Annotated in this window: 14 protein-coding genes; 11 read left to right on the forward strand and 3 right to left on the reverse strand. The window is 47.6% G+C overall.

The window, feature by feature from the left end:
• Positions 1–16 precede the first annotated feature (16 nt).
• The 10 genes from FJQ87_RS07500 (at position 17) to FJQ87_RS07545 (ending at position 10,160) form a co-directional block, all read left to right on the forward strand.
• Positions 17–418 carry a YbaY family lipoprotein gene (locus tag FJQ87_RS07500; protein WP_140932032.1) on the forward strand — a complete coding sequence of 134 codons (402 nt, stop codon included), beginning with the start codon at positions 17–19 and terminating at the stop codon, positions 416–418.
• Positions 419–459: 41 nt separating this feature from the next.
• Positions 460–1,401: a homoserine O-succinyltransferase gene (gene metA / locus FJQ87_RS07505; RefSeq protein WP_140932034.1), complete on the forward strand. Its 942-nt coding sequence runs from the start codon at positions 460–462 to the stop codon at positions 1,399–1,401.
• A 596-nt stretch (positions 1,402–1,997) separates the two neighbouring features.
• Complete coding sequence (locus tag FJQ87_RS07510; RefSeq protein ID WP_140932036.1) at positions 1,998–3,182, forward strand: thiolase family protein; 1,185 nt, start codon at positions 1,998–2,000, stop codon at positions 3,180–3,182.
• A gap of 203 nt (positions 3,183–3,385) precedes the next feature.
• Positions 3,386–4,924: a CoA-acylating methylmalonate-semialdehyde dehydrogenase gene (locus FJQ87_RS07515; protein ID WP_140932038.1), complete on the forward strand. Its 1,539-nt coding sequence runs from the start codon at positions 3,386–3,388 to the stop codon at positions 4,922–4,924.
• Positions 4,925–4,956: 32 nt separating this feature from the next.
• Complete coding sequence (locus FJQ87_RS07520; protein ID WP_140932040.1) at positions 4,957–6,114, forward strand: acyl-CoA dehydrogenase family protein; 1,158 nt, start codon at positions 4,957–4,959, stop codon at positions 6,112–6,114.
• Between the two features lie 9 nt (positions 6,115–6,123).
• Entirely contained in the window at positions 6,124–6,897 is a 774-nt protein-coding gene (locus FJQ87_RS07525; protein ID WP_140932042.1) for an enoyl-CoA hydratase, read from the forward strand.
• Positions 6,897–8,012, forward strand: coding sequence for an enoyl-CoA hydratase/isomerase family protein (locus FJQ87_RS07530; RefSeq protein WP_240778868.1), 1,116 nt, complete (start codon positions 6,897–6,899; stop codon positions 8,010–8,012). The genes FJQ87_RS07525 and FJQ87_RS07530 overlap by 1 nt, the downstream gene beginning before the upstream one ends.
• 18 nt (positions 8,013–8,030) lie before the next feature.
• The gene (gene mmsB, locus FJQ87_RS07535) at positions 8,031–8,933 is read left to right on the forward strand and encodes a 3-hydroxyisobutyrate dehydrogenase (protein ID WP_140932046.1); all 903 of its coding nucleotides are present in this window, start codon (positions 8,031–8,033) and stop codon (positions 8,931–8,933) included.
• Positions 8,934–8,949: 16 nt separating this feature from the next.
• Positions 8,950–9,717 (forward strand): SDR family oxidoreductase, encoded by a 768-nt coding sequence (locus tag FJQ87_RS07540; RefSeq protein WP_140932048.1) that lies wholly within the window; start codon positions 8,950–8,952, stop codon positions 9,715–9,717.
• Between the two features lie 194 nt (positions 9,718–9,911).
• Positions 9,912–10,160 (forward strand): hypothetical protein, encoded by a 249-nt coding sequence (locus FJQ87_RS07545; protein ID WP_140932050.1) that lies wholly within the window; start codon positions 9,912–9,914, stop codon positions 10,158–10,160.
• A 70-nt stretch (positions 10,161–10,230) separates the two neighbouring features.
• Here the strand turns inward: FJQ87_RS07545 and FJQ87_RS07550 are convergent, their stop codons facing one another.
• On the reverse strand, positions 10,231–10,659 hold the full coding sequence (locus tag FJQ87_RS07550; protein ID WP_140932052.1) for a MerR family DNA-binding protein: 429 nt from the start codon (positions 10,657–10,659) through the stop codon (positions 10,231–10,233).
• 710 nt (positions 10,660–11,369) lie between these two features.
• Here FJQ87_RS07550 and FJQ87_RS07555 point away from each other — a divergent pair.
• Positions 11,370–13,610: a heavy metal translocating P-type ATPase gene (locus tag FJQ87_RS07555; protein ID WP_140934032.1), complete on the forward strand. Its 2,241-nt coding sequence runs from the start codon at positions 11,370–11,372 to the stop codon at positions 13,608–13,610.
• A 118-nt stretch (positions 13,611–13,728) separates the two neighbouring features.
• Here the strand turns inward: FJQ87_RS07555 and pyrI are convergent, their stop codons facing one another.
• Both pyrI and pyrB read right to left on the reverse strand, forming a co-directional pair.
• The gene (gene pyrI / locus FJQ87_RS07560) at positions 13,729–14,196 is read right to left on the reverse strand and encodes an aspartate carbamoyltransferase regulatory subunit (RefSeq protein WP_140932054.1); all 468 of its coding nucleotides are present in this window, start codon (positions 14,194–14,196) and stop codon (positions 13,729–13,731) included.
• Between the two features lie 11 nt (positions 14,197–14,207).
• Complete coding sequence (gene pyrB / locus FJQ87_RS07565; RefSeq protein WP_140932056.1) at positions 14,208–15,137, reverse strand: aspartate carbamoyltransferase; 930 nt, start codon at positions 15,135–15,137, stop codon at positions 14,208–14,210.
• Between the last annotated feature and the right edge of the window lie 188 nt (positions 15,138–15,325).

Genomic DNA, 15,325 nt, shown 5'->3' on the forward strand with positions numbered 1-15,325 from the left:
TGATTAAGGAGCTAACATGAAATCCTATCTGAAAATGTGCATTATTCCTTTGCTGGCGACATTAGGTTTAGGCGGATGCGCAACCCCAGATGCCATGGTAGAAGTGCAAGGTGAAGTTTGGTATCGCGAGCGCATGGCACTGCCACCAGAAGCTGTGTTAACTGTGCAAGTGCAAGATGTGTCTAGAGCCGATGCGCCAGCACAAATCTTGGCCGAGTTAGAACGCAATGACGTAACAACTCCTGCACCGTTTTCCTTCGTGATAGGAAAAGATCAATTTGAAGCGGGCCATACTTATACTATCGCCGCCAAAATTACGGTTAATGGTCAATTGATGTTTATCAATACTCAGTCATATCGTATTGATTTAAATGCCAATGAACCTATGTCGGTTATGCTTAATCGAGTTGGCCAGTAAATTAAATACTGCGCCGACTCCTCAACAGGAAGAGGCGCACTATGCCGGTAAAAATTCCGGATAATCTCCCCGCAGCCGAGATCTTAACCTCGGAAAACATTTTCGTGATGTCTGAATCACGAGCGGCATTGCAAGATATCAGGCCGATGAAGGTGCTGATCTTGAATTTAATGCCGAACAAAATCGAGACGGAAACGCAATTATTACGTTTACTCGGTAACACCCCCTTGCAAGTGGATGTTGATTTACTGCGCATTCATGATAAAGAATCAAAACACACCCCAAGCGATCACATGAATAACTTCTATCGCAGTTTCGAGGAAGTCAGTCATAACAATTACGATGGCTTAATCATTACTGGCGCGCCGCTTGGGCAAGTGGATTTCACCGATGTGACTTATTGGCCGCATATCACTGAGATTATTGATTGGTCGCAAACTCATGTTACGTCTGTATTATTTTTATGCTGGGCAGCGCACGCAGGTCTCTATCACTTATATGGCTTAGAGCGCAAATTGCTCACTAAAAAACGTTCAGGGGTATTTTTGCATCAAAGGGTCAATGAGGCTGTGCCTTTACTGCGCGGCTTTGATGATGAGTTTTTTGTGCCGCATTCGCGCTACGCTGAAATTGAAATAGCAGAGCTTAATCAACATCAACAATTAAAGGTGTTAGCGCAATCAGCGCAAGCGGGCGCGTATTTAATCATTAGTGAAAATAACCGCAATCTGTTTGTGACCGGTCACCCTGAATATCAAAAACTCACCTTGAGAGATGAATATCAGCGCGATGTGTTGCAAGGATTAAATCCTGACATTCCCTGCCACTATTTCCCTGACGATAACCCTGAGTGTGAACCGCTGGCGCGCTGGCATTCTCATGGCAGTTTATTAGTGAGTAATTGGCTTAATTATTATGTGTATCAGATGACGCCTTATGATTTAAGCGATATGTCAGCGCTCACCCCATGGGAAGTGAATTAGGCTTTTAAATGAATTAGCCTTCTAACTAAGCAGCACTTGCTCAAATGCTGCTTAGTTGAATTTGAGGTTAAGCGGCGCTTACTCTCGTATTCAGCCTTAGCTTTGCAGCACTGAGCAGAGCACTACAACAAACATGTCCAGCCAGCACTGGCATAGTTCTCCCTGCCTTCTTAATTGCTCCTAAATAATCTTTCCATGTTGCAATAACGCAGTACTAAATTTTGCGCTTAAATTTTCGCTTAAATGCTGAACTTAAGTACTGAGCTTAAGTACTGAGCTTAAGTACTGGCCTAAGTTTCCCGCATCAGTACCTAAAAGCCTTAGCGTAGATCAAAGTTTAACCACAGTGGTTGGGTTAAATTCATACAGTGATGTTACATCTTCAGGTGCAATCTATATGCGGACGTTAGACTAATTAACACTTGCCTTACGTTCGCGTAAACGTCAAAGTATTATCAGTTGATTTAATGTACAGCTGTCTTGTGATTACTACAGTGTAAGGTCTGACTAACAGGCTTGATGTTGGCCGTGAGTCTAGCGCCTTTGCGCTTAGTGACTTGAGATAACTCAATAATATAAATGGATGTGGAGTACTTATGAGTGCGCAGACGGATATTGTGATTGTTGCGGCTAAGCGAACCCCTATGGGCGGTTTTATGGGCGCCTTGGCAGATAAAACCAGCCCAGAGCTTGGAGCCTTAACGATTGAGGCTATGTTGCACCAGACTCAAGTCTCCAAAGACTTGATTGATGAAGTATTTTTTGGCTGCGTGTTACCTGCCGGGTTAGGCCAAGCGCCTGCGCGGCAAGTGGCGTTAAAGGCAGGTTTACCTGCGAGCGCGGCGGCGACCACAGTCAATAAGGTTTGTGGTAGCGGCATGAAAACCGTGATGATGGCGGCCGATGCGATTAAAGCCGGTTCCGCCAAGATAGTCATAGCTGGCGGCATGGAGAGCATGAGCCGCGCGCCATATTTACTTGATAAGGCTCGCGCTGGCATGCGCATGGGCCATGGCAAGACTTATGATCACATGTTCCTCGATGGCTTAGAAGATGCTTATACTGGCGCTGCCATGGGCACTTTTGCGCAAAAGTCCGCGGATGAATTTGGTTTAACCCGTGAGTCCATGGACGCTTATGCCTTAACCTCATTAAAGCGAGCCTTGAGCGCCATAGAGTCCGGCGCCTTTGATGCTGAAATAGTGCCTGTAACAATAAGCTCTCGCACCGGGGATATCGTCATTAGTTGTGATGAGCAGCCTGCCAATGCCAAGCCTGAAAAAATCCCAAGCCTGCGTCCTGCTTTCAGCAAAGATGGCACTATTACTGCTGCTAATTCCTCGTCCATTTCTGATGGCGCCGCCAGCGTTATGCTGATGACGCGCGCTAATGCTAATGCCCTCAATTTACCGATTTTAGCCAGTATTTTAGGTTACAGCACCCATGCGCAAGCGCCTGAATTATTCACCACAGCGCCTGTGTATGCCATGCAAAAACTCGCCACTCAGCTTGGCATGCCACTTAATGATTTTGATTTATTTGAAATCAACGAAGCCTTTGCCATGGTCACTATGCTGGCCATACAAACACTTGAATTGGATGCCGATAAAGTCAATGTCAACGGCGGCGCCTGCGCTTTGGGCCATCCCATAGGTTGCTCGGGCACACGCATTATCGTGAGCCTAATTCATGCACTGCGTCAGCGCGGCTTAAGTATCGGCATGGCCAGTTTATGTATCGGTGGCGGTGAAGCCACAGCGCTCGCCGTTAAGGTGGAATAACGTAATCTAGTTGCAGCCTCGCTAATCCATTGCTTGTAGAGCATGGGGATAGCGAGTCTGGAGTAACGGTTTTATCAGTGCCTTATAACCCGTGCCCTATAGCAAGAGCCCTATAACAAGACTCAGTCACGTCAGCCCACTATAGGCGCGGAGCAATCGCGCCAACACAATAATCATCATGGGCTGCTTAAAAGGAAAACATCATGTCTCAGCAAGTATTACATTTTATCGATGGTCAGTATGTGTCTGGCGCGAGTCCGCGGGTCATTACTGTCACTAACCCTGCCAATAACCAAGCCATAGCCAGCCTCAATTGCGCCAGTGATGAACAGGTGTTAGCTGCCATTGCCAGCGCTAAATTAGCCTTTAGCACTTGGCGCGACACCCCAGTCTCTGAGCGGGCGCGGGTCATGCTGAGATACCAGCATTTATTGAAAGAGCACCATGATGAATTGGCCTCGATTTTAGCCCAAGAAACCGGTAAGACCTTTGAAGATGCCAAAGGCGATGTGTGGCGCGGCATAGAAGTGGCCGAGCATGCCTGCAATATTGCCTCGTTATCTATGGGGGAAACCGTAGAAAACGTTGCTCGGCAGATAGATACTTATTCTTATACTCAGCCATTAGGCGTGTGCGCTGGTATTACCCCGTTTAACTTTCCTGCCATGATCCCGTTATGGATGTTCCCGTTAGCTATCGCTTGCGGCAATACCTTTGTGCTTAAACCATCTGAGCAAGACCCATTAACGCCGCTGCGATTAGTGCAGTTGTTTGAAGAGGCGGGCGCTCCTAAAGGGGTATTGCAGCTCTTGCATGGTGATAAAGCTGTGGTCGATATTTTATTGTCGCACCCAGATATTAAAGCCATTTCTTTTGTGGGCTCAGTGGCGGTTGGTCAATACATTTATAAAACCGCCACCGATAATCTTAAGCGCGTGCAAGCCTTTGCGGGCGCTAAAAATCACTGCGTGATTATGCCTGATGCTAATAAAGAGCAAGTGATTAATAACTTAGTGGGCGCTTCGGTCGGCGCGGGTGGTCAGCGCTGTATGGCGCTATCGGTAGCCGTGTTTGTGGGCTCAGCCAATAGCATAATACCGCAGCTGCGTGACGCGCTCGCCAAGGTTAAACCTGGGGTGTGGAATGATAAAAATGCCGCTTATGGTCCATTAATTAGTCCTGCCGCTAAGGCGCGCGTGCTTAATCTCATTCGCGAAGGCAAAGAGCAAGGCGCGCGCTGTTTACTTGATGGCAGTGAAGCAACAGTTGCTGGCTTTGAAGCGGGTAACTGGGTAGGGCCTACCTTATTTGATCAAGTAACCACAGACATGAGCATTTACACTGAGGAAATTTTTGGCCCAGTTTTATGCTGCATGTGTGTTGATACCCTTGAGGAAGCCATAGCGCTCGTCAATGCCAGCCCTTACGGCAATGGCACCTCAATATTTACCGCCAGCGGCGGCGCCGCGCGTAAGTATCAACATGAAATCGAAGTCGGGCAGGTGGGGATTAACGTGCCTATTCCTGTGCCATTACCGTTTTTCTCATTCACAGGCTGGAAGGGCAGTTTTTATGGCGATCAGCATGCTTATGGTAAACAAGCGGTGCGCTTTTTTACTGAAACCAAAACTATTACCGCCCGCTGGTTTGATGACGATATTAGCCGCTTAGCCAATGTCGCTGATTCAGCAACGCCATCTGACTCATCGAGCGCGCCGAATATGACGATTGCTCTTAAGTAATTGGGTATCAACAAATCGATTGGAGAATGTTTATGGATTTTAATCTTAATGACGACCAACGTCAGTTTGTTGAGCTTGCGAGTCAATTTAGTCAGCAAGAATTAGCGCCTTTTGCGGCCAAGTGGGATGAGGAGCATATCTTCCCCAAAGCGACCTTACATAAGGCGGGCGAGTTGGGATTTTGTGGTCTCTATTCACCAGAATCTGAGGGCGGTTTGGGCTTGTCGCGCTTAGACTCCTCGTTAATTTTTGAGGCATTAGCCGAAGGCTGCACTGCCACGACTGCCATGCTGACTATTCATAATATGGCCACTTGGATGATCACTACTTGGGGCACGAAAGAGCTGCGCCAAGCGTGGAGCGAAGCTCTCACCTCAGGGCAAAAGTTAGCCTCTTACTGTTTAACTGAGCCTGGCGCTGGCAGTGATGCTGCCGCCTTAACCACCAAAGCTAGCCGAGACGGTAATGATTATGTGATTAATGGCGTCAAGATGTTTATTTCAGGGGCCGGCGCCACTGAAATGCTAGTGGTTATGTGCCGCACTGGAGAGATTGGCCCCAAAGGCATTTCTGCCATTGCTGTGCCAGCAGATACCGCTGGGATTATTTATGGCAAGGCAGAGAAAAAAATGGGTTGGAACGCCCAGCCCACACGCTTAGTGACTTTTGATAATGTGCGCGTGCCGGTTTCTCACCTGTTAGGCGCTGAAGGCCAAGGCTTTACCTTAGCCATGAAAGGACTTGATGGCGGGCGCATTAATATCGCGACTTGCTCGGTGGGCACAGCGCAAGCAGCGCTTAATAGAGCGACTCAATATCTTAATGAACGTCGGCAATTTGGTAAGCCGTTAGCGGCGTTTCAGGCGTTGCAATTTACCTTAGCCGATATGGCAACCGAGTTGGTGGCGGCGCGGCAAATGGTGCGTTTAGCGGCCAGTAAATTGGATGAACAAGACCCCGAAGCCACCGCCTATTGCGCTATGGCCAAACGCTTTGCCACAGATGTTGGCTTTAAAGTCTGTGACAGCGCCCTGCAATTGCATGGCGGTTACGGTTACATTCGTGAATACCCATTAGAGCGTTTTTTCCGCGATGTGCGCGTGCATCAAATTTTGGAAGGCACCAATGAAATCATGCGATTAATTATCGCTAGACGTTTATTAGATGAGCAAGCTAACCCAATTCGTTAAGGAAGCATAATGACGCAAATAAAAATGACAGTGCAAGAGCACATCGCCATTCTCACCATCAGTCAGCCGCCGGCCAATACTTGGACGACTGATGGCCTTATTCGTCTGCGTAATCTGGTACTTGAGCTTAATAGTGATCCCGATATCTATGCCTTAGTGTTAACCGGTGAAGGGGATAAGTTCTTTTCAGCCGGCGCCGATTTAAGCGTGTTTGCCGATGGCGATAAAGGTACGGCTGCCATTATGGCCATGGCCTTTGGTGATGCCTTTGAAACCTTAAGTGAATTTCGCGGGGTGTCGATTGCGGCCATTAATGGTTATGCCATGGGCGGGGGCTTAGAAGTGGCGTTAGCTTGCGATATCCGCATTGCTGAGGCGCAGGCCATTTTGGCCTTACCAGAAGCTGCGGTAGGTTTATTGCCATGCGCTGGTGGCACCCAAAATTTAACGGCGTTAGTGGGCGAAGGCTGGGCTAAACGCATGATTTTATGTGGTGAACGCCTTGATGCTAAGCGCGCCGAAGCCATAGGCTTAGTTGAGCAAGTGGTGGAAAAGGGCGAATCTTTCAATGCCGCTATCGCCATGGCTATGTCGGTGGCGAAACAAAGCCCAAGCAGTGTCGCCGTCTGTAAACAGTTAATTCAAGCGGGTCGCGCCATGCCGCGTAACCAAGCGCTGCCCATAGAGCGAGAACTCTTTATCGGTTTATTTGATACTGAAGATCAAAGCGAAGGCGTTACTGCCTTTTTAGAAAAGCGCCCAGCGCAATGGAAGAACTGCTAATGGCCACTAATGATGTAGTTTTTCAAAGCCTAGGCACAGCTTGTGGTAAACACATAGGGATAGCGACACTCAATGTGGAAGCGGCGCTTAATGCGTTAAATCTCGACATGGTGAAAGCATTAATGCGCCAATTGCGGGCATGGCAGCAAGATGACACCACAGTGGCGGTTATTTTAGATGGCAGTAGCGATAAGGCCTTCTGTGCGGGCGGCGATATTCGCGCCCTTTATCAAGCGGCAAAAGATAGCGACGGCAACATAGCTGATGCCGTCACTGAATTTTTTAGTGAAGAATATCAGCTCGATTATTTAATCCATACCTTTGGAAAACCTTTGCTGGTGTGGGGCGATGGCATAGTGATGGGCGGCGGTTTAGGCCTGATGGTGGGTGCCAGTCACCGAGTTGTGACTGAGTTTTCGCGTATCGCCATGCCAGAAGTCAGCATAGGTTTATACCCTGATGTTGGCGGCAGTTATTTCTTAAATCGCATGCCGGGTAAGCTTGGGTTATTTGTGGCGCTAACTGCTTACCCGCTCAAAGCTGCCGATTGTTTATATACCGGCCTTGCCACGCATTATTTATTGCGCGATGACAAACAGTTACTACTGGATAAATTAGCTGAAGTTAATTGGGGCATGAATACTAGCCTCAATAAGCAAAAGTTCAGTGATGTCTTAGTGGCGCTGCGTAATCAATTAGGCAGAACCTTAACCATTAGTCCGCTTAAAAAGCATCAAGCGCTGCTTGATGAGCTCATGAGCGGCAGTTTGTTAGAGATAGATAGCAAACTCAACGCGCTTAGCGCCGACTTTGATTGGTTAGCTAAGGCGCGGGCTAACTATTTGGCCGGCAGTCCACTCAGTATTCATTTAGGTTTTAAGCAATCGCAATTGGGCACAGATAAGTCACTGGCGGCTTGCTTTCGTCAAGAGCTGGATTGGAGCGCCAATTGCACACTTCATGGTGATTTTATTGAAGGCGTGCGAGCGTTACTGATAGATAAGGACAAGATGCCAGTATGGCAAGTGAGTCAAGTGTCAGAGGTTACGGATGCCATGCTAAGCAAGCTACTGACCTCCCCATGGCTAGAGAGTCACCCACTTAAACATTTGTAAGCAATGATAAGGACAGTTATGGCAAGCATTGGATTTATTGGATTAGGTAACATGGGTGGGCCTATGGCCGTTAACTTGCTGAAAGCGGGGCACACGGTTACAGGCTTTGATTTAAGCCAAGAGGCGTTAACTCATTTTGCTGAGCAAGGCGGCTTACTGGCAAAATCGGCCTGCGGCGCTGCTGCCGGCGCAGATGTAGTTATTACCATGTTGCCAGCAGGTAAACATGTGCTGAGCTTGTACCTAGGCGATGACACCCACAAGGGCTTACTTGACATAGTGGGCCCTCACTGTTTACTCATAGATAGCTCCACCATAGAAGCCGATGCCGCGCGCACTGTGGCCGCGGCAGCAAATAAGCTTGGTCTAGATTTTATTGATGCCCCGGTGTCTGGCGGCACAGCAGGGGCTGCGGCTGCGACTCTCACCTTTATATGTGGCGGCAGTGATAACGCCTTTGAGCGCGCTAAACCTGTACTTAGCAATATGGGCATGAATATATTTCATGCAGGAGGGGCGGGCGCGGGGCAAGTCGCAAAAATCTGTAACAACATGCTGTTATCAGTATTAATGATAGCGACCAGCGAATCTTTAGCCTTAGGTATAGACAATGGACTTGATCCTAAGGTGTTGTCTGACATAATGAAAGTAAGCAGTGGTGGTAATTGGACGTTAGATAAATATAATCCCTGTCCTGGAGTCATGCCGCAAGTTCCGTCGTCAAAAGGTTACCAAGGTGGCTTTATGGTGAACTTGATGGTGAAAGATTTAGGTTTAGCGATGGCTACTTCATTAGCCAGCGGTTCGAGTACACCTATGGGCGCTTTAGCCCGCAATATATATGTCAGCCATGCTCGTGAGGGCAATGGTATGTTAGATTTTTCTAGTATTTTTGAGCACTTTGCTAATCAGGTAAAGTGACTTATGAGGGATGCATATGGAGTTAACCAATAAAGTCGTAGTGATCACTGGTGGTGCTGGTGGTTTGGGGCTGGCGATGGCGAATGAATTTGCCGCCGCGGGCGCCAAATTAGCGATTATTGATAGCGATCAAAACAAGCTTGAAAACTCTTGTGCCGACTTAGCTGCTGCTAACCCTGGGGTTGAAGTACAAGGTTATGCACTTGATATTACCGATGAAGAAGATGTGGTATCGGTATTTCAGTATATTTTGGAAGATTTTGGCCAAATTAACGTCTTGATTAATAACGCTGGAATTTTGCGCGATGGCATGCTGCTAAAAGCCAAAGACGGAGTGATCACCGACAGAATGTCATTGCAACAGTTCCAATCTGTTATCGATGTCAACTTGATTGGTAGCTTCCTGTGTGGCCGTGAAGCGGCTGCCGCCATGATTACCTCTAAGCAAGCTGGGGTGATTATTAATATCTCCAGCATTGCGCGTATGGGCAATATTGGTCAAAGCAATTACTCAGCCTCAAAGGCAGGTGTTGCGTCCATGGCCATGGGCTGGGCAAAAGAGTTAAGTCGTCACAATATTCGCGCCGCTGCCATTGCGCCAGGCGTGATAGCGACCAACATGACGGCAGGCATGAAGCCAGAAGCTTTAGGTCGATTAACTCAATCTGTGCCAGTTGGGCGTTTAGGTGAACCGTCAGAAATCGCCAAAACCGCACGCTTTATCATAGAAAATGATTACATCAATGGCTGCGTGATTGATATTGACGGCGGCTTGACCATGTAATCTTGGTTTTTGGTAATAAATAAGGCTCGCATTGGCGGGCCTTATTTATATGTGTCAATGGCTTGCATATTTTATGTTGACAAGTTTTTTGTTCAATTTAACAATGACCCAGTTTACAGTTGGCCTATATAGTTCAATTAAGAGTGCTATTGGCAGAGGTTTACCGCGGTAATTGACACACACTTGGAGTACAGATGGGAGCACTAGCACAACTCATTGAGCGCTGGACTAAGCGAATGCTGCTCGTGGTGGGTATTGCTGGCGTGCTGGTGATTTATTTAGGCTTTTTGTATCTTTTAATTAGCGGTCGCTCGACTGAATCTATTTCTTGGCTATTTTTACTATCGCCTTGGGCGTGTATTTTCTTTGGCTTATCAACGCAAGATCAACTGGCGACCTTGCACTGGTTCAAAGCTAAATTCAGCCGCAAATCAAAGGGCTGATGTAGCGCAGGTTTAACTCGCATTGTATTTTTGGCACTGCATCATACCGCATTGATTCATACCGCTTGTTTCATCGCGTTAGTTGCTCGCATTTTGCTTCGCAGGTGTCTTCCAAACTTTTACCTAAACCATTGATGATGGCGCAATCATGACCATCATCACCGCGGCATTGCTGAATTAATTGACCTAACTCGCCAGCTAAGCTTTGCAGTTGCACTATGCGCTGATTGACTTCATCTAAATGAGCTTTAGCCAAACGTTGCACTTCTTTGGCGGTGCGCTGCTGGTTTTGTTTAAGTGATAATAATTCGCGGCACTCATCTAAACCAAAGCCTAGTTGACGGCAATGGTTAACAAAGGCCAGTGCGGCAACATCAGAGTCTAAGTAATCGCGATAGCCATTGTCAGTACGCCGAGCTTGGATTAAGCCTATGTCATGGTAATAACGTATGCTCTTGATAGACATGCCAGTTTTGCTTGCTACTTCACCAATTTTCATCAATTAATGCCTCTAGGCTTGACTCTCCACTTGGGGGAGACTTTACTCTGTCGCCATTAGTTATTCAACGGCCCTTAGCTGGAGTCAGTATGTCGAGTATTCATTTTCACATTGCCAATATGAAGTGTGGCAACTGCGCCAAACGGATCCAAGCGTTATTTAACGATAATCCGGCATTTGCCGAGGTTGTGGTTACCACTGAGGTAGCAACTAAATCCGTGAGTCTGAATGGTGATATTAGTTTGGGCGCTGCCAAAGCGGCGCTGTCTATCGGCGGTTATCAATGGACTGTCCTGCCTGATGCGCAAGCACCAAGGTTAGAAGCAGATGCAGCAGCTACACAAGTTCAAACTGAGACAACTGCGCCGGCGCTAGCTGAAGCATCAAACTTACTGCAATTTCATGTGCCTAAGATGAATTGCAATAATTGTCTTAACAAGATCCGCGCCGCCTTAAATGAGGCGCGTGACATAAGCGCAGATTTCGAGCAAAAAATCTTAAGCGTTAAGAGTGACTTGAGCGCGAGCGCCTTAATGGCAAGCTTAGCCACCGCGGGATATCCTGCTGAGCTGATTAATGATGCAACTACTGCGACTAATGCAAATGCGCGCGAGTTAACTCCAGCTATTCCCGCTAAGCAAGTGTCTGAGCAAGCGCCAGAGCAAGCACCTGAGCCAAAACCAGAGCACGCAACTCATTCATCCTCTGTGATGACCTTATTTGTCGCCGAGATGAGCTGCGCTAGCTGCGTAGCTAAAATCGAGCAAGCCTTTGCTAAGCAATCTGGGCTTGATGCCAAAGTAAATTTGGCGGACAAACAAGTGCGCATCAGCGGCGCCACTGATGATGCGCAAGTGTTAGCTATCTTAGCGTCGGTCGGTTTTCAAGGGCAGTTGATTGTTGATGCGAGTCAAGCGGCGGCTGATAAAGCGCGCCACGATAAGGCGCAGTATCGCACTCGTATTTGGCAAGCGGGCTTTGGTTTAGCGGCGGGAGTGCCGTTAATGCTGTGGGGGCTGCTCGGTGGCAGCATGACCATAGATTCAAGTGCATCGCAATTAGGCTGGGGGATAGTGGGACTGTTAACCTTGGCGTTAATGGTGCTAACGGGTAGCCATTTTTACCGCGGATTTTGGCGTTCATTAAAGGCTAAGTCTGCCAATATGGACACCTTAATTGCCTTAGGTACCGCCAGTGCTTGGCTGTTTTCTATGTTAGTGGTGCTAGTGCCTGAGGTATTTCCCGCAGGCACTGGCCATGTGTATTTTGAAGCCAGCGTCATGATTTTAGGCCTGATTAATTTAGGCCACGCGCTTGAGCTTAGAGCTCGCGGTAAAACTAGTGAAGCCGTGCAAAAACTCTTAGGGCTGCAAGCCAATACTGCTGTGCGTGTTGGCCCGCAAGGCGATGAAGTGGTCGCCATTAGTGATTTAGCCTTAGGTGACGTGCTTAGATTAAAACCAGGGGATAGAGTCGCCCTTGATGGCGTAGTTGTCAGTGGCGAAAGTTTACTGGATGAGTCCATGTTAACGGGAGAGCCTTTAGCTGTGAGCAAAGCCTTAGGCGATGGCGTGAGCGCTGGCACAGTTAATGGCAATGGCGCCTTGACCTATCAAGTCTCTGCCATAGCGAGCGACACCAAACTTGCTAAAATCATCAGCTTAGTGCAAGAAGCGCAAACCTCGAAAATGCCCATTGGCCGCTTAACCGATAAAATAGCCGCCTATTTTGTGCCTGTAGTGGTAGTGATTGCGCTGCTGGCAAGCGCCATCTGGCTCGGTTTTGGCCCAACGCCAGCCTTGAGCCACGCCTTAGTGGTATTAGTGAGCGTGTTAATCATTGCTTGCCCGTGTGCATTAGGGTTAGCAACGCCTATGTCTATCATGGTGGCGGTGGGGCGCGCGGCGCAAATGGGAGTGCTGATTAAAAATGGTGAAGCGCTACAAACTGCCAGTAAAGTCACCACTGTGGTATTAGACAAGACGGGCACTATTACCTTAGGTAAGCCGCAAGTCACTGACATAATGCTGTTTAATCAAGCATCATCTGTTAATGCAGCCTTGACTCAAGAGCAAGTGCTAAGCAAGGTGGCAAGTCTTGAGATGGCCTCATCCCACCCACTTGCGGCCGCGATTATTGATAGCGCGAGTGTTCTTGCAAGTCATGCTAGCAATCAGGCTGATGTGACTGATTTTATTAACCATCAAGGTCAAGGGCTGAGCGCCAACATTGGGGCTGCTACTTGGCTGGTGGGTAATCAAAGTTTGATGTTAAACCATGATATAGCTATTAGCGCTGAGGTTGACGCGCAGCAATTGGCATTTACTGCTGAAGGTAAAACCCCGGTGTGGGTTGGCGCCAGTGGCGAGTTAGTCGCGTTAATCATGATTAGCGATCCGCTCAAAGCCGATGCGAAAGAGGCAGTTACTAAGCTTAAGCAGCAAGGGCTGCGGGTAGTGATGTTATCTGGGGATAATCAAGTCACAGCGCAAGCCGTGGCCAAAAAGGTGGGTATTGATGAAGTGATCGCCCAAGTCTTACCCCATGAAAAACAAGCCGTCGTTTTAGATTTACAGCGCCAGGGCGAAGTGGTTGCTATGGTGGGGGATGGCATTAATGATGCGCCAGCCTTGATGAGTAGCGATGTCGGTATTGCTATGGGCTCAGGCACTGAAGTCGCCATTGAAAGTGCGGATATTACCTTGCTATCACATCAGTTAATGACCTTAGTGGACGCGCTGGCATTGTCTCGTGCCAGTATGCGTAATATCAAACAAAACCTATTTGGCGCCTTTATTTACAATACCTTAGGTATTCCTATTGCCGCTGGGGTGTTATTTCCAGTGTTTGGGATTTTATTAAGCCCAGTCGTCGCGGGCGGGGCAATGGCGTTATCATCCTTAACTGTGGTGATGAATGCCAATCGTTTAAAATCAACGCGTTTGCATTAAGGCTGGGTTTCACTGGCATAGCGTAAGCGTGTGCTGCGTAAGTCGTGAGCTGAAGCGGTAATCCTTTAATAAATAATAACGGCGCCATTAGGCGCCGTTATTGTTTATCGCGGGCGGATTAATCGCGCTCAGTCACTACATCGCGGCTAAATACTTTCTCGCAATATTTGCAGCTTAACTGAATATCACCTTGCTTAAGTGTAACGCCAAAGCGGGTTTCAACCGCCGGCTCAACATGGGTAATACAGTTAGTATTAGGGCAGCTAAACACCCCAGTAATATGGCTAGGTAAGTTTAGCGGCAACTTAGCAACGACTTGATAGTTCTCGATTTTGTTAACCGTCGCATCGGGTGCGTACAAGGCTAAGCGCTGCGCTTGGGCTTCACTAAACCAAATGTTTTCAATCTTGATTAAATCTTTACGCCCCAAGGCTGATGAGGGTAAATTTAAACCAATAGTGACGCGCTCTTCAGAGTTTTGCAGCTTAAACAGCTTAATCACTTTAAAACCGACATTGGCAGGGATGTGGTCAATGACAGTGCCATCTTTAATGGCTTCAACCTGCAGATGATTATCGTTACTCATGACGACTCCTATTAAATGTGTTCGTTTAAGACTAATGCTAACAAGGCTTGGCGGGCATACACCCCGTTTTCAGCTTGCTCGAAATAATAGGCATGAGGGGTCTTATCCACATCAACGCTAATTTCATCCACTCGCGGTAAAGGGTGCAACACTTTAAGATTGCTTTTAGCATGAGTGAGATTGTCAGTGGATAGAATAAAGGCTGACTTAATATGGGCATATTCCGACTCATCAAAACGCTCTTTTTGTACGCGCGTCATATACAGAATATCAAGTTGTGGCACCACCTCATCAATCGTGGCGTGAATGCTATATTCCATGCCAGCATCTTCTACGGTTTTTAATATATAGTCAGGCATAGCTAAAACATCAGGCGCAATAAAATAAAAGCGGTTATTGCTAAATTTGGATAGGGCTTGGGCGAGAGAGTGCACCGTACGGCCATATTTTAAATCCCCGACCATAGCAATATGTAAATTATCTAAGCGGCCTTGGGTCTCATAAATACTGAATAAATCCAGTAAGGTCTGAGTTGGGTGCTGATTGGCGCCATCGCCACCGTTAATAATGGGCACGCCTGCTGAGAATTCAGAGGCGAGGCGCGCGGCACCTTCACGTGGGTGGCGCATGATAAAGGCATCGACATAGGATGAAATCACTCGCACTGAATCCGCTAAGGTTTCGCCTTTTTTACCTGCTGAAGTATTGCCGCCATCAGGGAAGCCAATGACACTGCCACCTAAGCGCTGCACTGCAGTTTCAAAGGATAAACGAGTGCGAGTGGATGCTTCAAAAAAGCAGCTGGCAATCACTTTATGTTTTAGTAGCTCAGGTCTTGGCTCAACTTTTAATTGACCAGCGGTTGCGACGACTAACTCCATTTCTTGGCGTGATAGCTCAGGAATAGAGATGATATGTTTGTTATACAGCGGATTAGGCATAGTTATTTCCTTGGCGGTGAACCCAAAAAAAAACCTCCAATAGGAGGTTTATTCATTTTCTTGCCAACAATAGCAATACAGACGCCCCGCCTGAGGGGAGGCGGTTAACAGCAGTAATAATCATCTTGTTCGAGCTGTTAAGGATCACAGGGTTAATTTCCATGTTAATCATACGATGCATTGTTAGG

Origin of the sequence: Shewanella sp. SNU WT4 (genome assembly GCF_006494715.1) — a bacterium.
Lineage (GTDB): Bacteria > Pseudomonadota > Gammaproteobacteria > Enterobacterales > Shewanellaceae > Shewanella.